Origin of the sequence: Spartinivicinus ruber (assembly GCF_011009015.1) — a bacterium.
Classification (GTDB): domain Bacteria; phylum Pseudomonadota; class Gammaproteobacteria; order Pseudomonadales; family Zooshikellaceae; genus Spartinivicinus; species Spartinivicinus ruber.
On sequence record NZ_CP048878.1, the window covers coordinates 5,641,124 to 5,664,867 of the forward strand.

Consider the following 23,744-nt stretch of genomic DNA (forward strand, 5'->3'; position numbering starts at 1 on the left):
GGTTAATTACTTGCCGCGGCGACGGACAATAAGTTTGTCTGTACGCTTATTGCTACGAGTTTTACGGCCTTTAGTCGGCATACCCCATGGAGAAACAGGGTGACGACCACCAGAAGTACGACCTTCACCACCACCGTGTGGGTGATCCACTGGGTTCATGGCAACACCACGAACTGTTGGACGAACACCACGCCAGCGTTTTGCACCAGCCTTACCTAAAGAACGTAGGTTATGTTCACTGTTTGATACTTCACCTAAAGTGGCACGACATTCAGCAAGAATTTTACGCATCTCGCCAGAACGAAGCCTTAAGGTAACATAAGCACCTTCACGAGCGACTAACTGTGCAGAAGCTCCTGCACTACGCGCCATTTGAGCACCTTTACCAGGTTTCATCTCAATACAGTGGATTACACTACCAACAGGAATATTGCGAAGTGGTAGGGTATTACCTACTTTGATCGGCGCATCAACACCTGAAACAACTTGATCACCTTGCTTTAGGTTTTTAGGCGCAATGATGTAGCGACGCTCACCATCGGCATACTTAATTAAAGCAATGTTAGCCGTTCTGTTTGGATCGTACTCAAGACGCTCTACAACGCCATTGATACCATCTTTGTTGCGACGAAAATCAATAATCCGGTAGTGTTGCTTGTGACCGCCGCCACGATGGCGAGTAGTAATCCGGCCACTGTTATTACGTCCACCAGATTTAGACTTCTTCTCTACTAAAGGCGCATAAGGAGCACCTTTGTGCAAGTCCTGGTTGACGACTTTAACTACAAAGCGACGCCCCGGAGATGTAGGTTTACATTTTACGATTGCCATACCTTGCTCCTCCGTTACTCAGCGTCAGCAAAATCAATTTCTTGACCTTGCTCAAGACAGACATACGCTTTTTTCCAGTCAGAACGCTTACCAAGGCCGCGTGCAGTACGCTTAGTTTTGCCTTTGACCTTAACGGTTTGAATCGCTTTGACTTTGACTTCAAAAAGCTTTTCTACAGCTTTTTTAATTTCTAGCTTGGTAGCTGTGGTAGCAACTCTAAATACATACTGACCAGCTAAGTCAGCTTGAACAGTTGCCTTCTCGGAAATGTGCGGACCAAGCAGTACTTTAAAGATTCGCTCCTGGTTCATCCTAACATCTCCTCAAACTTTCTTAAGGCAGCGACAGTTGCGACAACTTTTTCATGAGCAACCAGGCTAACTGGATTTGCAGCATTCACATCGCAAACATCAACATGAGGAATGTTGCGGGCACCCAGATACAGGTTTTCTTCAACTGCATCTGTAACGATCAGTGCATTAGTAGCTTCAAGTTCTTTTAGCTTGTTAAGCACTTCTTTAGTTTTTGGTGCAGCAACTGTAAAGTCTTCTACAACTACCAAACGCTCTTGGCGTACCAACTCTGACAAGATGCTCCGCAATGCAGCGCGGTACATTTTCTTGTTCAGCTTTTGTGTGTGATCTTGAGGCTTAGCCGCAAAAGTCACACCACCTGAACGCCAGATTGGACTACGAATAGTACCTGCACGAGCACGACCAGTACCCTTTTGACGCCATGGTTTACGTCCACCGCCACTCACTTCTGAGCGAGTTTTCTGCGCACGAGTACCTTGACGAGCACCAGCTAAATAAGCAACGACTGCCTGATGAACCAGAGTTTCGTTAAAAGCTGCGGTGAAGGTGTGATCAGAAACTTGGACCGTACCGGCACCAGTTACATTCAAATCCATAACTCTCCCCCTTAGCCACACTTAACGGCTGGACGAACGACCACATCAGAACCTGTAGCACCAGGAACTGCACCTTTGATTAACAGCAGGTTGCGTTCGACATCAACACGTACAACTTCAAGGGACTGAACTGTCACCCGCTGGTTACCCATTTGACCGGCCATTTTCTTGCCTTTGAAAACACGGCCTGGGGTTTGACACTGACCAATAGAGCCAGGGGCACGGTGAGACAGAGAGTTACCGTGAGTAGCATCCTGAGTAGAGAAGTTCCAGCGTTTAACTGTGCCGGCAAACCCTTTACCTTTAGAACGTCCAGTAACATCAACTTTTTGACCAGCCTCAAAGAGACCTACATTGATTTGGTCGCCTACTTTGTACTCAGCGTTATCAGCACGAAATTCCCACAACCCACGGCCAGCTGGTGTATCAGCTTTAGCATAGTGGCCAGCTAAAGGCTTGCTCACACGAGAAGCTTTTTTGGCACCAGTGGTAATTTGGATAGCATTGTAGCCATCAGTCGATTCTGTTTTAACCTGGGTAATCCGGTTAGGATCGACTTCGATAACAGTAACAGGTACAGAGGCACCGTCTTCGGTAAAAATGCGCGTCATGCCGCATTTTTTTCCGACTAATCCGATACTCATAATTTACCTCTTTTCGTGTACGGGGCTATAACCCGCTATGGCCGCCCATTTCAGAGCGTTACACAAACAAAAAGCGCAGATCTTTGCTAAGTTCTACGCCCCCAATCACATCAGGCTAAGCTGATTTGAACCTCAACACCCGCAGCCAGATCTAACTTCATCAAAGCATCAACCGTTTTATCGGTAGGCTCGACGATATCCAGCAAGCGCTTGTGAGTGCGAATTTCATACTGATCACGAGCGTCTTTGTTGACGTGAGGTGAAATCAGTACGGTAAACCGCTCTTTTTTGGTAGGCAATGGGATTGGACCACGCACCTGAGCCCCAGTACGCTTTGCAGTTTCTACAATTTCCTGGGTAGACACATCAATCAGGCGGTGATCAAACGCTTTTAAACGGATACGAATCTGCTGATTTTGCATTTGATCAAAACTCCGGATAAAGAACTTAACTAGACAATCAATGTTGTCATAGCAAAAGGAGGCAAGATTCTATAGACGCCTCCCTCCCCTGTCAAGAAATATACAAAAAGAGGCCCATACTCCTAAGAGAGGGCCTCTTTTGTTACAGCCAATTATTAAGTTAGCTTACTCAATAATTTTTGCTACTACACCAGCACCAACGGTACGACCACCTTCACGAATAGCGAAGCGCAAGCCTTCTTCCATTGCGATTGGCGCAATCAGCTCAACTTTCATTTGAATGTTGTCACCAGGCATTACCATTTCAACACCTTCTGGCAATTCTACCGCACCTGTTACGTCAGTCGTACGGAAGTAGAACTGAGGACGATAGCCTTTGAAGAAAGGTGTATGACGCCCACCTTCGTCTTTGCTCAGTACGTATACTTCTGATTCAAACTTAGTGTGTGGCGTGATAGAGCCAGGAATAGCCAATACTTGACCACGCTCTACGTCGTCACGCTTAGTACCACGTAACAATACACCGACGTTCTCACCTGCACGACCTTCGTCAAGCAGCTTACGGAACATCTCTACACCAGTACAGGTCGTTTTTTGCGTGTCGCGGATACCGATGATTTCAATTTCATCACCAACTTTAACAATACCACGCTCTACACGACCAGTTACTACTGTACCACGGCCAGAGATAGAGAATACGTCTTCGATAGGCATTAAGAATGGCTGATCGATAGCACGCTCTGGCTCTGGGATGTACTCGTCTAAAGTCTCGACCAGTTTCTTAACCGCAGAAGTACCCATACCATTATCATCTTTACCTTCTAACGCCATTAGCGCAGAACCTGTGATGATTGGAGTATCGTCGCCCGGGAAGTCATACTGGCTTAACAGCTCACGCACTTCCATTTCGACCAACTCTAGCAGCTCTTCGTCGTCTACCATGTCAGCTTTGTTTAAGAAAACAACGATGTAAGGTACACCTACCTGACGAGACAATAAGATGTGCTCACGAGTCTGAGGCATGGGGCCATCAGCAGCAGAACAAACTAGAATAGCGCCGTCCATTTGAGCCGCACCAGTGATCATGTTTTTCACATAGTCAGCGTGTCCTGGACAGTCAACGTGTGCATAGTGACGAACTGGAGAGTCATACTCAACGTGCGCAGTTGAGATAGTAATACCACGCTCACGCTCTTCAGGGGCATTATCGATTTGATCGAATGCTTTTACTTCACCACCAAAAGCTTCTGCGCATACACGAGTTAATGCTGCAGTTAGCGTTGTTTTACCGTGGTCAACGTGGCCGATAGTACCTACGTTTACGTGGGGCTTATTACGTTCAAATTTTGCTTTTGCCATTTTTAAAATATACCTTATTCAAATATCAGCGATCTGATTAAGCTTGGGTCTTAGTAACTGCTTCAGCAATACTAGCTGGCGCCTCTGCGTAGTCTTCAAACTCCATAGAGTATGTTGCACGGCCTTGTGTTGCTGAGCGCAAATCGGTGGCATAGCCAAACATTTCACCAAGAGGCACTTGAGCACGAACGATTTTGCCAGAAGTGCTATCTTCCATCCCCTGAACAATACCGCGACGGCGGTTCAAGTCACCCATCACATCCCCCATGTAGTCTTCAGGAGTGACCACCTCAACCTTCATCATAGGCTCAAGTAGAACTGGGCTTGCCTGTGGTGCATATTTCTTCAGCGCCTGAGAAGCAGCGATTTTAAATGCCATTTCGTTGGAGTCAACGTCATGGAAAGAGCCATCATACAAACGAGCTTTCAAGCCTAATAGTGGATAGCCAGCTATCACACCATTTTGCATTTGCTCTTCGATACCCTTTTGAATCGCTGGAATGTATTCTTTCGGAATTACACCACCCACGATTTCGTTAACAAACTCCAAGCCCTCTTCTTCAGATGGCGAAAATTCAATAACAACGTGACCATATTGACCACGACCACCGGTTTGACGAGCAAATTTATGGTCGGCAACAACAGAGCTACGTAGACGCTCACGATAAGCTACCTGAGGCTTACCGATGTTCGCCTCTACTTTAAACTCACGCTTCATCCGGTCAACGATGATATCCAGGTGAAGCTCACCCATACCTGCGATGATAGTTTGACCAGACTCTTCATCTGTCCAAACACGGAATGAAGGGTCTTCTTGAGCCAGCTTACCTAAAGCAATACCCATTTTTTCCTGGTCTGCTTTTGATTTTGGCTCAACCGCTACAGAGATAACAGGCTCAGGGAACTCCATCCGCTCAAGCGTAATGATGCTGTCATGAGCACATAAAGTATCACCTGTAGTTACATCTTTAAGGCCAATCAATGCCACGATGTCACCCGCTAATACCTCTTTTAACTCTTCACGGTTATTAGAGTGCATTTGCACCATCCGACCAATACGCTCTTTCTTGTGCTTAACCGGATTGAAAACAGAGTCACCAGAAGAAACTTTACCTGAGTAAACTCGAACGAATGTCAGTGTACCTACGAACGGGTCAGTAGCAATTTTAAATGCCAGCGCAGCAAAAGGTGCATTGTCGTCAGCCTCACGGGTTTCGACAGTCTCTTCATCTTCAAGCACACCTTCAATTGCTTTTACATCTGTTGGAGATGGTAAGTACTCAACAACCGCATCCAGTACCGCCTGAACACCTTTGTTTTTGAAAGCCGAGCCACAAGCAACCAAGACAACTTCGTTATCCAGAGTACGCTTACGCAAGCCTTGCTTAATTTCTTCGGCTGACAGATCGCCTTCTTCCAGGTATTTCTCCATCAGCTCTTCAGTTGCTTCTGCAGCAGCTTCAAGCATTTTTTCACGCCACTCATCTGCAACATCTTGCAAGTCAGCTGGAATATCTTCCAACTCATAGGTCATGCCCTGATCAGCCTCATTCCACATGATGGCTTTCATTCGAATCAGGTCAACTACCCCTTTAAACTCATCTTCAGCACCGATATTGATTTGGATCGGCACGGCATTAGCGCCCAAACGATCAACCAACTGATCGACAACCATAAAGAAGTCTGCACCAGCCCGGTCCATTTTGTTTACGAATACCATACGAGGTACTTCGTATTTGTTTGCCTGACGCCAAACAGTTTCTGTTTGCGGCTGCACACCAGAAGACCCACAAAGAACAACTACAGCACCATCAAGCACACGCAGTGAACGCTCTACCTCAATAGTAAAGTCAACGTGTCCTGGAGTATCGATGATATTGATACGATGCTCATCAAACTGCTGATTCATACCACTCCAGAAACAAGTGGTTGCAGCAGAAGTGATGGTGATACCACGCTCCTGTTCCTGTTCCATCCAGTCCATAGTGGCGGCGCCGTCGTGTACCTCACCAATTTTATGAGATACCCCGGTATAGAACAGAACACGCTCAGTTGTCGTGGTTTTACCAGCATCAACGTGAGCACAGATACCGATATTGCGGTAACGGCTAATGGGAGTTTTACGAGCCACGATACTATCCCCTGGTCATTAGAAACGGTAATGAGAGAAGGCTTTGTTGGCCTCAGCCATACGATGGACATCTTCACGTTTCTTAACAGCGGCACCTTTACCTTCTGCTGCATCTAGCATTTCACCAGCCAGACGTAAAGCCATCGATTTTTCGCCACGCTTACGAGCAGCGTCAACCAGCCAGCGCATTGCTAACGCTGTACGACGAGAAGGACGCACTTCTACAGGTACCTGATAAGTAGCACCACCCACACGACGTGATTTAACCTCAACCATCGGAGCAATAGCTTCTAGTGCTTTTTCAAATAAATCTATTGGTTCGCCTTTACCGCGCTCTTGCACTTTATCTAAAGCACCATAAACAATCCGCTCAGCAACGGATTTTTTACCACTGATCATTACGTGGTTAATAAACTTCGCTAACGTCTGATTTCCAAACTTGGGATCAGGTAGGATTTCTCTTTTTGCGACGACTCGTCTTCTTGGCATGATAAGCTCTCAAAAAATCTGGTCTTCAGGATAGCCTAAGACACATTACCTTGCGCAGTAACTCAGTTACTGACACAACAGGAACGCACTTAGCCTTACTCTTATCTAAAATTCAGTCTATTAAGACTTAGGACGCTTGGTACCATACTTAGAACGACCTTGTTTACGATCGTTAACACCTTGAGTATCCAAGCTGCCACGTACTGTGTGATAGCGCACACCTGGCAAATCTTTTACCCGTCCACCACGAATCAGTACCACACTGTGCTCTTGCAAGTTGTGGCCTTCACCGCCGATGTAAGAAGTAACCTCAAAGCCATTCGTTAAGCGCACACGGCAAACTTTACGAAGCGCTGAGTTAGGCTTCTTAGGGGTAGTAGTATAAACCCGGGTACAAACGCCACGCCGCTGAGGACAGCTCTGCAAAGCAGGCACGTCACTTTTAGCTACTTTGCGTTTGCGAGGCTTGCGTACCAACTGGTTAATGGTAGCCATTTAAGCAAACTCCAATTTACTTTCATTTTTTGATGAAGAGACAACAAAATTCGGCAGGTATATAAACCTGCCGAAAAAGACGCGAAATTTTAATGAGTGTACAAATCTGAGTCAAGTAAATGACTATAATCCACACACTCTAAAAGTTGATTTCGCTTATGAACTGCTTGAGTTCAGTGCTTCACTTAGTGCTTGCTCAACATCACTAGCACTCACTTTAGCACTGGCCTTCAGTTCTTCCAGTTCACGTTTACGGCGGCGTTCAGAGTGGTAAGCCAAGCCCGTTCCTGCAGGAATCAAACGTCCAACTACAACGTTTTCTTTCAGACCACGCAAGAAGTCTTGTTTACCCGTAACCGCTGCTTCTGTTAGCACCCGCGTTGTTTCCTGGAAGGATGCAGCAGAAATAAAGGACTCTGTTGCCAGCGATGCTTTAGTAATACCCAACAATACTCGCTCACACTTGGCTGGGAATTTATTATCCGAGCCTAAGCTTTCATTTTCTTCAAGAATTGACGTGTATTCTAACTGTTCGCCTTTAATAAAGTTTGAGTCACCAGATTCGGTAATCTCAGCTTTACGTAACATCTGCCGTAAAATAACTTCAATATGCTTATCGTTAATTTTTACCCCTTGGAGACGGTATACGTCTTGAATTTCATTAACGATATATTTAGCTAACTCACTCACACCCAATAGGCGCAAGATGTCGTGAGGGTTAGATGGGCCATCAGAAACAACCTCACCTTTTGTAACCTGTTCACCCTCGAATACGTTGAGATGACGCCATTTTGGAATCAACTCTTCGTAATTATCACCATCAGGCGAAGTAATTACTAAGCGCTTTTTACCCTTAGTTTCTTTACCGAAACTGATAGTACCGCTGATTTCTGCCAAAATTGCAGACTCTTTTGGCTTACGCGCTTCAAACAAGTCAGCTACTCGAGGCAGACCACCCGTAATATCCTTGTTACCTGAAGTCGCTTGCGGAATCCGCGCGATTACATCACCGACCTCCACTTTAGCGTTGTCAGTCAGGGTAACTAGCGCATTTGCTGGCAAGAAGTATTGCGCCGGCATATCGCTACCAGGCATTTTCAGCTCTTTACCATTACTATCCAATAATTGAATAGCTGGACGGATGTCTTTACCTGAAGTTGGACGATCTTTAGGATCGATTACTTCAATGTTGGATAAGCCAGTAAACTCATCAGTTTGACGCTTGATGGTAATACCGTCGTCCATGCCTGAGAACGAAACAGTACCAGCTAGCTCAGCAACAATTGGGTGAGTGTGTGGATCCCACTTAGCCACCACTTGGCCTGCGTCTACCTTAGTGCCATCTTTAACTGACAGTACCGCACCATATGGCAGCTTGTAGCGCTCACGCTCACGACCAAACTCATCAGCCAACGCCAACTCACCTGAACGAGAGGTCGCAACAATGTTGCCATCCTTACGCTCAACAAATTTCATGTTGTGTAGACGGATAGTACCGGCGTTTTTCACCTGTACGTTATCGGTTGCAGATGTTCTTGAAGCCGCACCACCAATGTGGAAGGTACGCATCGTCAACTGTGTTCCTGGCTCACCGATCGACTGAGCAGCGATTACTCCAATTGCCTCACCCACGTTAACTAAGTGGCCACGGCCAAGGTCACGACCATAACAGCTTGAGCAGATACCAAAACGAGTGTCACAAGTAATCGGAGAGCGAACGACCATCTCGTCTACGTTCATCGCTTCCAGCTTTTCAACCCAGGCCTCATCAATCAAAGTCCCTGCTGGAATAGCGATTTCACCATCAGAGCCAGGCTTCGGTACATCGGCAGCTACTACTCGACCCAAGATACGCTCACCCAGTGGTTCAACTACATCACCACCTTCAATATGCGGAGTCATGGTCAAGCCATTATCAGTACCACAATCAGGTTCTGTAACTACCAAATCTTGAGCAACATCCACTAAACGACGGGTTAGATAACCAGAGTTTGCTGTTTTAAGCGCTGTATCCGCTAAACCTTTCCGCGCACCGTGGGTAGAGATAAAGTACTGTAGTACGTTCAAACCTTCACGGAAGTTTGCAGTAATTGGTGTCTCGATGATTGAGCCATCTGGCTTCGCCATCAAACCACGCATCCCCGCTAACTGACGAATCTGTGCAGCACTACCCCGAGCACCTGAGTCTGCCATCATGTAAACAGAGTTGAACGACTCTTGTTGCACAGTTTTACCTTCACGGTTAACTACGTCATCAGAGCCCAAGTTTTCCATCATTTTCTTGGCAACTAACTCGTTGGCACGAGACCAGATATCAATCACCTTGTTGTACTTCTCACCCTGGGTTACCAGACCAGAAGCAAACTGGCTTTCAATTTCTTTTACTTCATCAGAAGCAGCATCAATGATTTCCAGCTTTTCATCTGGAATTACGAAGTCATTTACCCCAATAGACGCGCCAGATTTAGTCGCATAAGAAAAGCCCATATACATCAGCTGGTCAGCAAAGATAACGCTCTCTTTCAAGCCAACATTGCGGTAGCAAGTATTAATCAGCTTAGAAATAGACTTTTTCTTCATTGCCTGGTTAACCAGGTCAAAGGGCATACCCTCTGGGCAAATTTCGAAAAGCAAGGCCCGACCTACAGTAGTATCGACAATCCGAGTTGCTTTAGAAACATTGCCTTGCAGATCTTTAATAGTTTCCTTAATTCGCACTTTAACTTTGGCATGCAACTCTGCCTGACCTGCACCATAAGCACGGCTGACTTCTTTTATGTCTTTAAATGCCATGCCCTCGCCTTTTGCATTGATGCGGTCACGAGTCATGTAGTAAAGACCAAGAACCACGTCTTGCGATGGCACGATAATTGGCTCACCATTAGCTGGTGCCAACACGTTGTTGGTTGACATCATCAAGGCGCGAGACTCAAGCTGGGCCTCAATTGTTAAAGGCACGTGAACAGCCATTTGGTCGCCATCAAAGTCTGCGTTGTAAGCCGCACACACTAATGGGTGCAATTGAATTGCTTTACCTTCAATTAGAACTGGCTCAAACGCTTGGATACCCAAACGGTGTAGGGTTGGCGCCCGGTTAAGCAATACTGGGTGTTCACGAATGACTTCAGCTAGGATATCCCATACTTCTGGCGTTTCCCGCTCTACCATTTTCTTGGCAGCTTTAATCGTTGTCGCCAGGCCACGGTGCTCTAACTTACCGAAGATAAAAGGCTTGAATAACTCAAGCGCCATTTTCTTAGGCAAACCACACTGATGCAGACGCAAAGTTGGGCCAACCACGATTACCGAACGACCCGAGTAGTCAACACGCTTACCTAGCAGGTTCTGACGGAAACGACCCTGCTTACCTTTGATCATATCAGCCAACGATTTCAGTGGGCGCTTGTTAGAGCCTGTAATAGCACGACCGCGACGACCGTTATCCAACAATGCATCAACAGACTCTTGCAGCATCCGCTTTTCGTTACGAACGATAATATCCGGCGCACTTAAGTCCAATAGACGCTTAAGACGGTTGTTTCGGTTGATTACCCGACGATACAGGTCGTTAAGATCTGATGTAGCAAAGCGACCGCCATCAAGTGGTACCAGTGGTCGTAAGTCAGGTGGCAATACAGGCAGAACCTTCAGAATCATCCACTCTGGGTTGTTATCTGACTTATGGAAAGCTTCTAACAGTTTCAGACGCTTAGATAGTTTCTTAATCTTGGTCTCAGAGTTGGTGTTAGGAATTTCTTCACGTAACTCTTGCACTTCTTGCTCAAGGTCAATATCCAGAAGTAATGCTTGAATAGCTTCTGCCCCCATTTTGGCATCGAAGTCATCACCAAACTCTTCTAACGAGTCATAGTATTCTTCATCATTCAGCAGCTGGCCACGCTCAAGCGTAGTCATACCTGGATCGATAACCACATATGACTCAAAATAGAGTACTCGTTCAATGTCACGCAGAGTCATATCCAGCATTAAGCCAATTCTGGATGGCAGAGACTTCAAGAACCAGATATGCGCAACAGGGCTAGCTAACTCAATATGACCCATCCGGTCACGACGCACTTTAGAAAGTGCAACTTCTACCCCACACTTCTCACAAATCACACCACGATGCTTTAAGCGCTTGTACTTACCACACAAGCACTCATAATCTTTAACTGGGCCAAAAATCTTGGCACAGAAAAGACCATCACGCTCAGGTTTGAAGGTACGATAGTTAATGGTTTCAGGCTTTTTCACCTCACCATATGACCAGGACCGAATCATTTCTGGTGAAGCCAAACCAATGCGAATGGAGTCAAATTCTTCTGACTGCCCTTGAGACTTCAGCAGGTTTAATAAATCTTTCAAGGCTATCTCTCCCAGCGGAGTTATTGATTCCGGGAGCCCTCAGGCTCCCGCGCCGCAATTAGGTTTTGGTCACGTGGACTATTCGCTTTCCAGCTCAATATCAATACCTAGCGAACGAATCTCTTTCACCAACACATTGAATGACTCTGGCATGCCCGCTTCCATTCGGTGGTCGCCGTCAACAATGTTTTTGTACATTTTGGTCCGACCCGCTACGTCATCAGACTTAACTGTCAGCATCTCTTGCAGAGTATATGCAGCACCGTATGCTTCCAGCGCCCATACCTCCATCTCACCGAAACGCTGGCCACCAAACTGGGCTTTACCACCAAGCGGTTGCTGCGTTACTAGACTGTATGATCCAGTTGAACGTGCATGCATCTTATCGTCAACCAAGTGGTTGAGTTTTAGCATGTACATATAACCAACCGTTACTGGTCGATCAAACTGATCACCCGTCCGACCATCGTGAAGCACCATCTGACCAGAATCAGGCATATCCGCTAATCTTAGCAACGCCTTGATTTCCTCTTCTCTAGCACCGTCGAACACCTGTGTAGCCATTGGCACACCTCCACGAAGGTTGCGTGCTAGCTCAAGTATTTCTTCGTCTGAGAAATTGTCGAGATCTTCGTAACGCCCTTCACCTACTTCGTTGTAAACCTTCTTCAAGAAGTTTCTCAGTTCAGCGATCGACTGCTGGGCTTTGACCATCTGATCAATTTTTTCACCCAAGCCCTTGGCTGCCAAACCAAGGTGAGTTTCAAGAATCTGCCCAACGTTCATCCGCGACGGTACACCCAGTGGGTTAAGTACGATGTCTACTGGATTGCCTTGCTCGTCATAGGGCATATCCTCAATCGGCATAATGACCGAGATAACCCCCTTGTTACCATGACGACCAGCCATCTTGTCACCAGGCTGAATACGGCGTTTGATAGCCAGATAAACTTTAACGATTTTTAGTACGCCTGGAGCCAGATCATCGCCACACTGAAGCTTTTTCTTCTTGTCTTCAAAGCGCTGATCTAACTGGTCACGACGCTCTTGCAATTGTTCCTGAGCTGCTTCTAGCTGATCGTTAAGGGCATCATTAACCATCCGCAGCTTAAACCAGTTACGATGCTCAAGCTCATCCAGATACTCGTTGGTGATTTCATCGCCTTTCTTAAGGTTTGTTCCACCTTCTGCTTTTTGCCCAACCAAAGCAGCCCTTAAGCGCTCAAAAGTAGCAGTCTCGACAATACGAAATTCTTCGTTTAAGTCTTTACGCACTTCATCAAGTTGAGCTTTTTCTATAGCAAGGGCACGAGGATCTTTTTCAACGCCATCACGAGTAAAGACTTGTACGTCAATTACTGTGCCTTTTACGCTGGTAGGAACTCGTAAAGAAGTATCTTTAACGTCAGAAGCTTTTTCACCAAAAATTGCACGCAATAACTTCTCTTCTGGTGTTAGCTGAGTTTCACCTTTAGGTGTCACTTTACCAACCAGAATATCGCCTGCACCGACTTCAGCACCGACATAAACAATGCCTGATTCATCCAGTTTAGACAGCGCACCCTCACCAACATTAGGAATATCTGAAGTAATTTCCTCAGAACCAAGCTTGGTATCTCGAGCTACACAGGTCATTTCTTGAATGTGAATAGTAGTGAAACGGTCTTCTTGAACCACACGCTCAGAAACTAAGATCGAGTCCTCGAAGTTGTAGCCATTCCAAGGCATGAAAGCCACACGCATATTCTGACCAAGTGCTAGCTCACCCATATCAACAGATGGACCATCAGCCAAAATATCACCACGGGTCACCTGATCACCAGTGCTCACCAATGGACGCTGGTTAATACAAGTGTTTTGGTTAGAACGGGTGTATTTAGTCAGGTTGTAGATTTCCACCCCTGCCTCACCAGTGATCAACTCGTCTTCATTAACCCGAACAACAATCCGTGCCGCATCAACAGATTCAATCACCCCACCACGCTTAGCAACCACGCAAACACCAGAGTCGCTAGCTACATTGCGCTCCATGCCTGTACCAACCAATGGCTTCTCTGAGATCAAAGTAGGCACAGCTTGACGTTGCATGTTTGATCCCATCAATGCCCGGTTAGCATCATCGTGCTCCAGGAACGGAATCAATGAAGCTGCCACAGAAACCACCTGACGTGGAGAGACGTCCATATACTGAACGTTTTCTGGGGGCATCAGGGTAAACTCATTCTTATGACGAACGTTTACCAGCTCATTTACCAGCCTACGGTCTTCATCTAAAGGCGCATTAGCCTGGGCTATTACATATTCACTTTCTTCAATAGCAGAAAGGTAGTCAATTTCATCTGTAACCACACCATCAACTACTTTTCGATAAGGCGACTCAAGGAAACCGAAGGCATTGGTTCTGGCATAAGTAGCCAAAGAGTTGATCAAACCAATATTTGGACCTTCAGGCGTTTCGATAGGACAAACCCGACCATAGTGAGTTGGGTGTACGTCACGCACCTCAAAGCCTGCGCGCTCACGAGTCAAACCACCTGGGCCAAGCGCAGAAACACGACGCTTGTGAGTGACCTCAGACAATGGGTTGTTTTGGTCCATAAACTGAGACAGCTGGCTAGAGCCAAAAAACTCTTTAATAGCAGCTGCTACAGGCTTAGCATTAATCAAATCTTGAGGCATTAGGCCTTCAGACTCAGCCATGCTTAGACGCTCTTTTACGGCACGCTCTACCCGAACCAAACCAACACGGAATTGGTTTTCAGCCATCTCCCCAACGCTACGAATCCGACGGTTGCCTAAGTGGTCAATATCATCCACCTGACCTTTACCATTACGGATGTCTACCAAGGTCTTCATAACATCAATAATGTCACTGTTATCAAGCACACCCTGGCCTTGGTCATCTTTGCGACCCAACCGGCGATTAAATTTCATCCGACCTACGCCAGATAAGTCATAACGCTCAGGAGAGAAAAACAGGTTTTCAAATAATGCTTCTGCCGCCTCTTTGGTTGGTGGCTCACCAGGACGCATCATTCGATAAATTTCAACTAAAGCTTCAAGCTGACTTGTCGTATTATCAGCTTTTACGGTATCTGAAATATAAGGACCACAATCAAGGTCATTAATGTATAACGTCTCAATTGTTTTTATGCCTTTAGCAATTAACTTCTCCAGCACTTCCAGGGTAATTTCAGCATTACAATTAAATAATACTTCTCCTGTTGCTGAGTCGAAAATATCAGTGGCAATAGTTTTACCAAGCAAATATTCAGTCGGCGCATCAAGTGTCTTCAAGTTAGACTTTTGCATCTGACGAATATGACGAGCAGTAATCCTGCGGCCTTGCTCAACAATAACACTACCGTCGACGTCTTTAATATCAAAGCTAGCTGCTTCACCACGCAAGCGCTCAGGTACCAGTTCCATCGATACGCCATCATCACTGATGTGGAATTTATTGGTATCGAAGAACATATCCAGGATTTGCTCTGACGAATATCCTAAAGCTCTCAGCAATATTGATGCTGGCAACTTACGGCGACGGTCGATACGCACATAAAGCAAATCTTTTGGATCAAATTCATAATCCAACCAAGAGCCACGATAAGGAATAATCCGTGCGGAGTAGAGCAATTTACCTGAAGAGTGGGTTTTACCACGGTCATGATCAAAGAAGACCCCAGGCGAACGATGCAGCTGGGACACGATCACCCGCTCAGTACCGTTAATTACAAAGGTACCGTTTTCAGTCATTAATGGGATTTCTCCCATGTAAACTTCTTGCTCTTTAATGTCTTTGATTGCTTTGTTTGCCGAATCCTTATCGTAAATAATCAGGCGGACCTTAACTCGAAGCGGAACAGCATAAGTGACGCCACGGAGCTGACACTCTTTAACATCAAAAGCCGGTTCACCCAGCTTGTAACCTACGTACTCAAGTGCCGCACTACCTGAGTAACTTACGATTGGAAAAACTGACTTAAAGGCGGCATGTAAACCAAAGTCGTTACGTTGATTCGAGCTGACTCCTGCCTGAAGAAACTTGCGGTAAGAATCAAGCTGAATTGCCAGGAGATAAGGAATATCCATAACATGCGGCAGTTTGCCGAAGTCCTTACGGATACGTTTTTTCTCAGTATATGAGTAAGCCATTAGCGTTCCCCAGCTTGGTCACCTGCTAACCAGCACATTTACCTATGTCGTAAATAAGCGCGCAGTGAAAATAAGAACTAAAGTATTGTCCTTTTAAGCAGCATCTGTATGCTGTAGTTGTGCAACGCCAGCTGTATATTGCTGAGCTTGCAACAGCAAAAGGCCGGCACCACCTGGTACCAGCCAAATTGGAAAAGAATTTATGCAATCTTTGGAATTACTTAACTTCCACAGTTGCACCAGCTTCTTCCAGCTGTTTCTTAGCGTCTTCAGCTTCTTCTTTAGTAGCACCTTCTTTAACAGGAGCAGGTGCACCGTCAACTAAAGCTTTAGCTTCTTTCAAGCCAAGACCAGTGATACCGCGAACAGCTTTGATTACGTTCACTTTCTTGTCACCAGCGCTAGCTAGAATTACGTCAAATTCAGTTTGCTCTTCAGCGGCTGGAGCATCGCCAGCAGCTACAGGAGCAGCAGCAACTGCAGCAGCAGCAGAAACACCGAATTTGTCTTCCATTGCTTCAACAAGCTCAACAACTTCCATTACGCTCATTTCAGCAATTGCATTTAAGATATCTTCTTTAGACAGAGCCATTACTCTAATCTCCTAAAAATCTGTAGGTAAAACCAAACTTGTAAAAAACAGCTAATTAATAAAATTAAGCTGCTTCTTTCTTCTGGTCGCGAACCGCTGCCACTGCACGGGTAATCTTCGCTGGGAACTCGTTTAGAGTACGTGCCAGCTTGGTTACTGGTGCAATCATTACACTCATCAGCATTGCGCGAGCCTGATCCAAAGTAGGCATCTTCGCCAGCACATCAATTTGCTCTGGGCCAAGTAATTGACCACCAATTGATAATGCTTTTACTTCCAGTTCTTTGTTTTCTTTAGCGAAGTCTTGAATTACACGTGCAGCTGCACCTGGATCTTCGTTAGAGAAAGCAATTACTGTTGGACCAGTTAACGCTTCTTGCAGACACTCATAATCAGTGCCTTCAACTGCGCGGCGAGCAAGTGTGTTACGGACAACTTTTAAATAAACGCTGCCTTCACGAGCTTGCTTGCGGAGTGCAGTCATCTGATCAACCGTTAAACCACGGTAATCAGCGATTACTGCTGATAAAGCGCTTTTGGCAGCCTCGTTGACCTCAGCGACAATCGCTTTCTTGTCTTCGAGTTTTAATGCCATTGGCTTTACTCCTAAAAAAGGAATTTCTGTTTTAGTAAGAAACAATTGTATAAAACAACTGTCTTTTACTTAAGAATACGGTGAAGGGCTCATTGGATAATGAAGCTACACCGTCTGCGTAGGAGAATTAAGCTGATTTTTTAAAAATAAAAAGTCAGCACCTACGGTCTTTGACGGCTCCTGTCTTATCTTAAAAATTAATTAATATTCAAGATAAGCAAGAGCCCCAAAGTCTGTTACGCGTCTAAGCTTGATATATCTATTGTCAAGCCAGGCCCCATCGTTGTAGATAGGGTCACTTTCTTCATGTAGACGCCTTTAGCAGAAGCAGGCTTGGCTTTTTTCAAATCAGCCAATAAAGCTTCAATATTTTGCTTAACTGCATCTGCTGCAAAACCTACTTTACCAACGCCACAGTGGATAATTCCGTTTTTGTCTGTGCGGTATCTGACCTGACCAGCTTTAGCATTTTTTACTGCCTCAGCTACGTTAGGGGTTACAGTACCCACTTTCGGGTTTGGCATCAGGCCACGCGGGCCAAGAATTTGTCCTAACTGACCAACAACACGCATTGCATCAGGAGAGGCAATAACAACATCAAAGTTTAAGTTGCCGCCTTTTACTTCAGCTGCCAAATCATCCATACCAACGATATCAGCACCGGCTTCTTTAGCTGCATCAGCATTTGGGCCTTGGGTAAATACTGCAACACGCACGTCTTTACCCGTACCGTTAGGCAGTACAGTAGAACCACGAACAACTTGATCAGATTTGCGAGGATCGACACCTAAGTTAACGGAAACATCAAAAGATTCAGTAAACTTAACTGTAGAGATTTCAGCTAATAACTGAGCAGCTTCTTGAATAGGGTAAGCTTTTGTACGATCAATCTTCTCAGCAATGGCTTTTGCGCGCTTAGATAACTTGGCCATTACACACCCTCCACATTTAAGCCCATGCTGCGAGCACTACCAGCGATTGTTCTAACCGCTGCATCAAGATCAGCTGCCGTTAAGTCAGGCTCTTTAGTTTTAGCGATCTCTTCTAGTTGCTCACGAGTCACAGTACCCACTTTTTCAGTGTTAGGGCGGCCACTGCCTTTTTTCAACTTAGCTGCTTTTTTCAATAACACAGAAGCTGGTGGAGTTTTAGTCTCAAAGGTAAAGCTGCGATCGCTATAAACTGTGATCACAACCGGAATTGGCATGCCCTGTTCCATGCTTTGAGTTTTGGCATTAAATGCTTTACAAAACTCCATAATATTAACGCCATGCTGACCCAATGCTGGACCAACTGGTGGACTTGGGTTAGCTTGACCAGCTGCTACCTGCAGCTTGATATAAGCTTCTACTTTCTTAGCCATTATTCACCTCTTTATGGGTTAAACGCTTAATTACTTAGACGCTTCAATTAAAAGAAAACTATGTCTAACTAACCAAGCTCCCCTGTTTGACAGTCATGTTTTTGACAGACAATAAAGACCCACACTGTTAGCACAGTGCGGGCCTTTGAAAAAATAATTGTTAGCCTTTTTCTACTTGGACAAATTCTAGTTCAACTGGTGTTGAACGGCCAAATATTAATACGGCAACTTGTAACCTGTTTTTCTCGTAGTTAACTTCTTCAACTACACCATTAAAATCTGCAAATGGGCCATCGATAACCCGAACAACCTCACCAGGTTCAAATAAGGTTTTTGGTTTGGGCTTATCTGAGCCATCTTCCACTCGTTTCAAGATAGCTTGAGCTTCACGCTCTGTAATAGGTGCAGGACGATCTGCCGTACCACCAATAAAGCCCATTACTCTTGGGGTATCTTTAATTAAGTGCCAGCTGTCATCGTTCATTTCCATCTGTACTAAGACATAACCAGGAAAAAACTTACGCTCACTTTTGCGCTTCTGGCCACTTTTGATTTCTACTACTTCTTCAGTGGGGACTAAAACCTCACCAAATGAGTCTTGCATGTCGTGCAACTCAATACGCTCTTTAATAGAACGCATAACCTGCTTTTCATATCCTGAATATGCATGCACAACATACCAACGCTTAGCCATGAGCGATTACCCAATCAAACCATTAATAATTGAATTCAATGCCCAATCAATTAGCCACAAAACAATTCCCATCAAAATAACTACAGCTACAACAATTATGGTAGTTTGAACGGTTTCTTGCTTAGTTGGCCAAACAACTTTTCGTACTTCAACCTTAGCATCTTTTACTAAAGTCCAGAACTTATGACCTTTAACAGTAGTTAAGGCAATGTAGCCAGCTACTAAGCCTATAATGAGGAGGGCTATTACACGATAAAGCAAAGATTCACTTTGATAAAAGTAATTACCGTAGGCGCCCGTAGCTACAACAGCAAATACCACAAACCACTTTAGACCATCTAGACGGCCTTGGTTTTCAACTTCAATCTTTGCATTCATGATTAGGTGCTCTAAAAAATGGCAGGCCAGGAGGGAATCGAACCCCCAACCCCCGGTTTTGGAGACCGGTGCTCTACCAATTGAACTACTGGCCTATAACCATGATGCTAGCTAAAAGCTAGCATCATATTTCAACTTTACTCAATAATTTTTGCTACTACACCAGCACCTACAGTACGACCACCTTCACGGATAGCGAAACGCAAGCCTTCTTCCATAGCGATTGGTGCAATCAAAGTCACTTTCATTTGAATATTGTCACCAGGCATTACCATTTCAACACCTTCTGGTAACTCTACCGCACCTGTTACGTCAGTCGTACGGAAGTAGAACTGAGGACGATAGCCTTTGAAGAAAGGTGTGTGACGTCCACCTTCGTCTTTGCTCAGTACGTATACTTCTGATTCAAACTTAGTGTGTGGCGTGATAGAGCCAGGAATAGCCAATACTTGACCACGCTCTACGTCGTCACGCTTAGTACCACGTAACAATACACCTACGTTCTCACCTGCACGACCTTCGTCAAGCAGCTTACGAAACATCTCTACACCAGTACAGGTCGTTTTTTGCGTGTCGCGGATACCGATGATTTCAATTTCATCACCAACTTTAACAATACCACGCTCTACACGACCAGTTACTACTGTACCACGGCCAGAGATAGAGAATACGTCTTCGATAGGCATTAAGAATGGCTGATCGATAGCGCGCTCTGGCTCTGGGATGTACTCGTCTAAAGTCTCAACCAGTTTCTTAACCGCAGAAGTACCCATACCATTATCATCTTTACCTTCTAACGCCATTAGCGCAGAACCTGTGATGATTGGAGTATCGTCGCCTGGGAAGTCATACTGGCTTAACAGCTCACGTACTTCCATTTCGACCAACTCTAGTAGCTCTTCGTCGTCTACCATGTCAGCTTTGTTTAAGAAAACAACGATGTAAGGTACACCTACCTGACGAGACAATAAGATGTGCTCACGAGTCTGAGGCATGGGGCCATCAGCAGCAGAACAAACTAGGATAGCGCCGTCCATTTGAGCCGCACCAGTGATCATGTTTTTCACATAGTCAGCGTGTCCTGGACAATCAACGTGTGCATAGTGACGAATTGGAGAGTCATACTCAACGTGTGCAGTTGAGATAGTAATACCACGCTCACGTTCTTCTGGGGCATTATCGATTTGATCGAATGCTTTTACTTCACCACCAAAAGCTTCTGCGCATACACGAGTTAATGCTGCAGTTAGCGTTGTTTTACCGTGGTCAACGTGGCCGATAGTACCCACGTTAACATGCGGCTTGGTACGTTCAAATTTTGCTTTAGCCATCGAGACCAACTCCCATTAAGAGATTCGCCACCTTACACAAAAAAGCAGATGATTTTTTATTTATCATCTGCCAACTCTGGAGCTCATAACCGGATTTGAACCGGTGACCTCTTCCTTACCAAGGAAGTGCTCTACCGACTGAGCTATATGAGCTTTTTTAAATACTGTATTGTATAAATCTGGAGCGGGTGGCGGGAATCGAACCCGCATCATCAGCTTGGAAGGCTGAGGTAATAGCCATTATACGACACCCGCTTGAATTTGGTGGTGGGGGCTGGATTCGAACCAGCGAAGCTTACGCGTCAGATTTACAGTCTGATCCCTTTGGCCGCTCGGGAACCCCACCAAGGAGACGCTTATAATATTGAGAGAATTTGCTTTGTCAAGCTTAATTTGGTGCCGGCACTAGGAGTCGAACCCAGGACCTACTGATTACAAGTCAGTTGCTCTACCAGCTGAGCTATACCGGCAACACTCTCCCTTAAACGCGGGCGCAATTCTACGGGAAGAGCTAATAAGATGCAACGTCTTTACAACGAATTCTTCTTTTTTCTATAAAAGGATAATTATTAGCCAAACTCACCCATACTTGGCCTGCAATTAAATCCAGCTCTGATGGCGAAAAATTTAACCAGGTTTCATCTTTAAAACGCTCTACCGTTTTAACAGCAACATTATAGCCTGCTGAAGCCATTTCATTTTGTAAATTCAGTGCTGAGCTTTGCTTAGTAAACAGCCCTAACGATAAGCCATTTTTTAATTCACCATCGGTGATAATAAAGCTGTCGCGCCCTTGTGCTTTTAACTCTTTTAATTTTCTGAGTGCCGCGCGTCTTGAAATAAGCGGTTTAATATACACCCAGTAGTCAGGCTCAGTATTCACCTGCACATTATTTCGAGCAGGCTTAATACCTATGGCTAGAAATCGCTGCTCAATTTGCTTAAGTATTTTTGACTCTGTAATAGGACCAATACTGGCACAGAACTGCCCTTTCTCTTTATCAGCAATCGAGTTGCCTGTAGCTGTGTTGATATCAGCTGCACTGCCAGCATCTGTTGGATTATCATTTTTCCGTTTACGAGGCTTTAAATTAGACTCTGCTAACAAAGTAAGTGAGGCGACTTTACTGCTAGCATGAGTCGGTAAACTTGTATCTTTTGTAGGTGTAGTCTGGTTACCTTGATGCCAGTGGTAACCTGCCACAATTAAGTTTGCTATCACTAAGCAAATAAATATCCAACGCATATTTATAGCGAGACCAATGACAGACCATCGAGCACCAACTCAGGCTTATGTAGATAGTCGACTGTTAAAGAAGAAGCAATGGTGGCTGCATCACCACCTGTTATTACCACAACAGTTTGGTCATTTTGCAGTTTTATTGGAGCAGCCACCGACTCAATAAAAGCTATGACCATTTTTAACATGCCATGTTCTACAGCTTCAGCCGTATTTTTACCTAAATCAATTCGTTGTTGATCAGTCTTATCAACTTGTACTTGAGCAGTATTCACTCGCAGGCTTTCTCTCATCAGTCGAAAGCCTGGCACTATATAACCACCCTCATGTCTACCATTACTCTTAATGACATCAATGGTTATTGCTGAACCTAAACTAACAACCACTTTGTTATAGTCAGGATATAAGTGATGACACCCCAACATAGCCAACCAGCGGTCAACCCCCAGCTTTGACACATCAGCATAGGCCACCTCGATGCCATAAGCATTCTTTTGGGTTTTTACAAAATGAGGCTCAACCCCCCAACCCTGCTGGCAGCTAACACAAAGCTGAGATTGAACTTTATCACCCGCTACATTGGCTACCACTATTTGCTGCGGCACCAACCCTTGCATTTGTAAATTACTAACAAGTTCAGCAGTTTTAGCTAAAGCTAGAGCACCCTTGGATATAAAACTACCTTTTTCCAAGTAGCGCCATTTAATTCGAGTATTACCTACATCAATTTCTAATCGATTCATAAAGGTCGCAAGCTTACTTCACCACCACTAAATGTTTGTCTCTGACCATCAGCCATTTCAACAATAAGTGCACCGCTATTTCCTACCCCCCTAGCAACACCAAAAAGCTCATTATCACCAGCTATCACTTTTACAGGTTGGTTTAGACAAGCATCATAGACTGACCAATCTTCTTGAAAGTCAGCAAACCCTGTTTTAGTAAAGCGATCGAGAGCAGTAAAAATACTATCCAGTACGGCCAAGGCGATTTCATTTCGATCTATTCGATCTTTTATTATTGATGCAAGATCAATAAATTGCTGGCTCACTTTACCCTGCCAAGTTGCAGGCATCATTACATTCAAGCCAACACCAATAATGACTGTACAGCAACCATACAAGTCACCAACAATTTCTATTAATATTCCAGCCAATTTCTGGCCTCGCCAATACAAATCATTTGGCCATTTAACTTTTAAGTCATCAATGCCTAATTTGCTTAGTCCTTTAGCCAATGCCAAGCCTACGACTAAGCTCAGTCCTTCCAGCGTATGCATTCCTTTGCTGACTGGCCAACTAAGGGTCATATATAAATTACTAGCAAATGGACTCACCCATTGCTTACCCTGCCTACCACGACCACTGGCTTGATACTCTGCCATGCAAATGAGTTTTTTTCCTGGGTTTTGCTTAAGGAACTGCTGAACCTCATCATTAGTCGATGCAGAGGTAGCCAATAGCTTTAACTGATACTCTCCACTACAAACTTGGGGTATTTGCTCTAATTTTTCATGGGTAAGCAGGCTCACACCAGGGCCTAAGCGATACCCTTTGCCTCTAACTGAATGCAGCTCAAGCCCCCACTCTTGAAGCTTCTGTAGTTTTTTCCAAACAGCAGCACGACTAACCCCCAACGCTTTTCCAAGGGCATCACCAGAATGAAATTGTCCATCAGCCAACAGCTTTAATAAGGCATCCATAGTGTTCAGTTCAAATGAAATAATTGGGCAGCTTAATGAAAAGCCAAT

21 protein-coding genes and 5 tRNA genes are annotated in these 23,744 nt (G+C 45.0%); all 26 read right to left on the reverse strand.

The features are described 5' to 3' along the window. Positions 1-6 precede the first annotated feature (6 nt). The 26 genes from rplB to birA all read right to left on the reverse strand — a co-directional run bounded on the left by rplB (position 7) and on the right by birA (position 23,696). Positions 7-831: a 50S ribosomal protein L2 gene (gene rplB, locus G4Y78_RS25455; protein WP_163835717.1), complete on the reverse strand. Its 825-nt coding sequence runs from the start codon at positions 829-831 to the stop codon at positions 7-9. Positions 832-845: 14 nt separating this feature from the next. Beyond that, positions 846-1,142 (reverse strand): 50S ribosomal protein L23, encoded by a 297-nt coding sequence (gene rplW / locus G4Y78_RS25460; protein ID WP_163835719.1) that lies wholly within the window; start codon positions 1,140-1,142, stop codon positions 846-848. Continuing rightward, complete coding sequence (gene rplD / locus G4Y78_RS25465) at positions 1,139-1,741, reverse strand: 50S ribosomal protein L4 (RefSeq protein ID WP_163835721.1); 603 nt, start codon at positions 1,739-1,741, stop codon at positions 1,139-1,141. Before rplD ends, rplW begins: the two co-directional genes overlap by 4 nt. An 11-nt stretch (positions 1,742-1,752) precedes the next feature. Continuing rightward, a complete protein-coding gene (gene rplC, locus G4Y78_RS25470; protein WP_163835723.1) occupies positions 1,753-2,385 on the reverse strand; it encodes a 50S ribosomal protein L3 in 633 nt (210 codons plus the stop codon). Between the two features lie 110 nt (positions 2,386-2,495). Further along, the gene (rpsJ, locus tag G4Y78_RS25475; RefSeq protein WP_163835725.1) at positions 2,496-2,807 is read right to left on the reverse strand and encodes a 30S ribosomal protein S10; all 312 of its coding nucleotides are present in this window, start codon (positions 2,805-2,807) and stop codon (positions 2,496-2,498) included. Between the two features lie 165 nt (positions 2,808-2,972). After that, positions 2,973-4,166, reverse strand: a complete 1,194-nt coding sequence (gene tuf, locus G4Y78_RS25480; RefSeq protein ID WP_163835727.1) for an elongation factor Tu — start codon at positions 4,164-4,166, stop codon at positions 2,973-2,975. A 37-nt stretch (positions 4,167-4,203) separates the two neighbouring features. Beyond that, positions 4,204-6,297, reverse strand: a complete 2,094-nt coding sequence (fusA, locus tag G4Y78_RS25485) for an elongation factor G (protein WP_163835728.1) — start codon at positions 6,295-6,297, stop codon at positions 4,204-4,206. 18 nt (positions 6,298-6,315) lie between these two features. Further along, positions 6,316-6,786, reverse strand: coding sequence for a 30S ribosomal protein S7 (rpsG, locus tag G4Y78_RS25490; RefSeq protein WP_163835730.1), 471 nt, complete (start codon positions 6,784-6,786; stop codon positions 6,316-6,318). A 120-nt stretch (positions 6,787-6,906) separates the two neighbouring features. After that, positions 6,907-7,281, reverse strand: coding sequence for a 30S ribosomal protein S12 (gene rpsL, locus G4Y78_RS25495; protein ID WP_163835732.1), 375 nt, complete (start codon positions 7,279-7,281; stop codon positions 6,907-6,909). Positions 7,282-7,437: 156 nt separating this feature from the next. Beyond that, complete coding sequence (gene rpoC / locus G4Y78_RS25500) at positions 7,438-11,646, reverse strand: DNA-directed RNA polymerase subunit beta' (RefSeq protein WP_163835733.1); 4,209 nt, start codon at positions 11,644-11,646, stop codon at positions 7,438-7,440. Positions 11,647-11,724: 78 nt separating this feature from the next. Next, positions 11,725-15,801 (reverse strand): DNA-directed RNA polymerase subunit beta, encoded by a 4,077-nt coding sequence (rpoB, locus tag G4Y78_RS25505; RefSeq protein WP_163835735.1) that lies wholly within the window; start codon positions 15,799-15,801, stop codon positions 11,725-11,727. Between the two features lie 217 nt (positions 15,802-16,018). Then, the gene (rplL, locus tag G4Y78_RS25510) at positions 16,019-16,393 is read right to left on the reverse strand and encodes a 50S ribosomal protein L7/L12 (RefSeq protein ID WP_163835736.1); all 375 of its coding nucleotides are present in this window, start codon (positions 16,391-16,393) and stop codon (positions 16,019-16,021) included. 64 nt (positions 16,394-16,457) lie between these two features. Next, positions 16,458-16,988, reverse strand: a complete 531-nt coding sequence (rplJ, locus tag G4Y78_RS25515; protein ID WP_163835738.1) for a 50S ribosomal protein L10 — start codon at positions 16,986-16,988, stop codon at positions 16,458-16,460. A 236-nt stretch (positions 16,989-17,224) separates the two neighbouring features. After that, positions 17,225-17,920, reverse strand: a complete 696-nt coding sequence (gene rplA, locus G4Y78_RS25520) for a 50S ribosomal protein L1 (protein ID WP_163835740.1) — start codon at positions 17,918-17,920, stop codon at positions 17,225-17,227. Next, on the reverse strand, positions 17,920-18,351 hold the full coding sequence (gene rplK / locus G4Y78_RS25525) for a 50S ribosomal protein L11 (protein ID WP_163835742.1): 432 nt from the start codon (positions 18,349-18,351) through the stop codon (positions 17,920-17,922). Before rplK ends, rplA begins: the two co-directional genes overlap by 1 nt. A 160-nt stretch (positions 18,352-18,511) precedes the next feature. Continuing rightward, complete coding sequence (nusG, locus tag G4Y78_RS25530; RefSeq protein ID WP_163835744.1) at positions 18,512-19,045, reverse strand: transcription termination/antitermination protein NusG; 534 nt, start codon at positions 19,043-19,045, stop codon at positions 18,512-18,514. A 6-nt stretch (positions 19,046-19,051) separates the two neighbouring features. Then, complete coding sequence (secE, locus tag G4Y78_RS25535) at positions 19,052-19,423, reverse strand: preprotein translocase subunit SecE (RefSeq protein WP_163835746.1); 372 nt, start codon at positions 19,421-19,423, stop codon at positions 19,052-19,054. Between the two features lie 19 nt (positions 19,424-19,442). Further along, positions 19,443-19,518: transfer RNA gene (locus G4Y78_RS25540), tRNA-Trp, on the reverse strand. A 42-nt stretch (positions 19,519-19,560) separates the two neighbouring features. After that, a complete protein-coding gene (gene tuf / locus G4Y78_RS25545) occupies positions 19,561-20,754 on the reverse strand; it encodes an elongation factor Tu (protein ID WP_163836601.1) in 1,194 nt (397 codons plus the stop codon). Between the two features lie 77 nt (positions 20,755-20,831). After that, positions 20,832-20,907 (reverse strand) — tRNA-Thr (locus G4Y78_RS25550). 27 nt (positions 20,908-20,934) lie between these two features. Beyond that, positions 20,935-21,009 (reverse strand) — tRNA-Gly (locus G4Y78_RS25555). 7 nt (positions 21,010-21,016) lie between these two features. Beyond that, positions 21,017-21,100, reverse strand: a tRNA-Tyr gene (locus tag G4Y78_RS25560). 48 nt (positions 21,101-21,148) lie between these two features. After that, a tRNA-Thr gene (locus G4Y78_RS25565) sits at positions 21,149-21,224 on the reverse strand. 41 nt (positions 21,225-21,265) lie between these two features. Continuing rightward, on the reverse strand, positions 21,266-22,000 hold the full coding sequence (locus G4Y78_RS25570; RefSeq protein WP_163835748.1) for a hypothetical protein: 735 nt from the start codon (positions 21,998-22,000) through the stop codon (positions 21,266-21,268). A gap of 2 nt (positions 22,001-22,002) precedes the next feature. Beyond that, a complete protein-coding gene (locus G4Y78_RS25575) occupies positions 22,003-22,737 on the reverse strand; it encodes a type III pantothenate kinase (protein WP_163835750.1) in 735 nt (244 codons plus the stop codon). After that, positions 22,734-23,696 (reverse strand): bifunctional biotin--[acetyl-CoA-carboxylase] ligase/biotin operon repressor BirA, encoded by a 963-nt coding sequence (birA, locus tag G4Y78_RS25580; protein WP_163835753.1) that lies wholly within the window; start codon positions 23,694-23,696, stop codon positions 22,734-22,736. Before birA ends, G4Y78_RS25575 begins: the two co-directional genes overlap by 4 nt. Positions 23,697-23,744 lie beyond the last annotated feature (48 nt).

Coding starts and splice junctions, on each gene's coding strand:
- rpsL (WP_163835732.1), bottom strand. CDS start 7,281: ATGGCTACCATTAACCAGTTGGTACGCAAGCCTCGCAAACGCAAAGTA.
- G4Y78_RS25570 (WP_163835748.1), bottom strand. CDS start 22,000: ATGCGTTGGATATTTATTTGCTTAGTGATAGCAAACTTAATTGTGGCA.
- rpoB (WP_163835735.1), bottom strand. CDS start 15,801: ATGGCTTACTCATATACTGAGAAAAAACGTATCCGTAAGGACTTCGGC.
- rplL (WP_163835736.1), bottom strand. CDS start 16,393: ATGGCTCTGTCTAAAGAAGATATCTTAAATGCAATTGCTGAAATGAGC.
- rplA (WP_163835740.1), bottom strand. CDS start 17,920: ATGGCCAAGTTATCTAAGCGCGCAAAAGCCATTGCTGAGAAGATTGAT.
- tuf (WP_163835727.1), bottom strand. CDS start 4,166: ATGGCAAAAGCAAAATTTGAACGTAATAAGCCCCACGTAAACGTAGGT.
- rplB (WP_163835717.1), bottom strand. CDS start 831: ATGGCAATCGTAAAATGTAAACCTACATCTCCGGGGCGTCGCTTTGTA.
- rplJ (WP_163835738.1), bottom strand. CDS start 16,988: ATGGCATTAAAACTCGAAGACAAGAAAGCGATTGTCGCTGAGGTCAAC.
- rplC (WP_163835723.1), bottom strand. CDS start 2,385: ATGAGTATCGGATTAGTCGGAAAAAAATGCGGCATGACGCGCATTTTT.
- rpsG (WP_163835730.1), bottom strand. CDS start 6,786: ATGCCAAGAAGACGAGTCGTCGCAAAAAGAGAAATCCTACCTGATCCC.
- G4Y78_RS25575 (WP_163835750.1), bottom strand. CDS start 22,737: ATGAATCGATTAGAAATTGATGTAGGTAATACTCGAATTAAATGGCGC.
- secE (WP_163835746.1), bottom strand. CDS start 19,423: ATGAATGCAAAGATTGAAGTTGAAAACCAAGGCCGTCTAGATGGTCTA.
- tuf (WP_163836601.1), bottom strand. CDS start 20,754: ATGGCTAAAGCAAAATTTGAACGTACCAAGCCGCATGTTAACGTGGGT.
- rplD (WP_163835721.1), bottom strand. CDS start 1,741: ATGGATTTGAATGTAACTGGTGCCGGTACGGTCCAAGTTTCTGATCAC.
- rpsJ (WP_163835725.1), bottom strand. CDS start 2,807: ATGCAAAATCAGCAGATTCGTATCCGTTTAAAAGCGTTTGATCACCGC.
- rplK (WP_163835742.1), bottom strand. CDS start 18,351: ATGGCTAAGAAAGTAGAAGCTTATATCAAGCTGCAGGTAGCAGCTGGT.
- birA (WP_163835753.1), bottom strand. CDS start 23,696: ATGGATGCCTTATTAAAGCTGTTGGCTGATGGACAATTTCATTCTGGT.
- rplW (WP_163835719.1), bottom strand. CDS start 1,142: ATGAACCAGGAGCGAATCTTTAAAGTACTGCTTGGTCCGCACATTTCC.
- nusG (WP_163835744.1), bottom strand. CDS start 19,045: ATGGCTAAGCGTTGGTATGTTGTGCATGCATATTCAGGATATGAAAAG.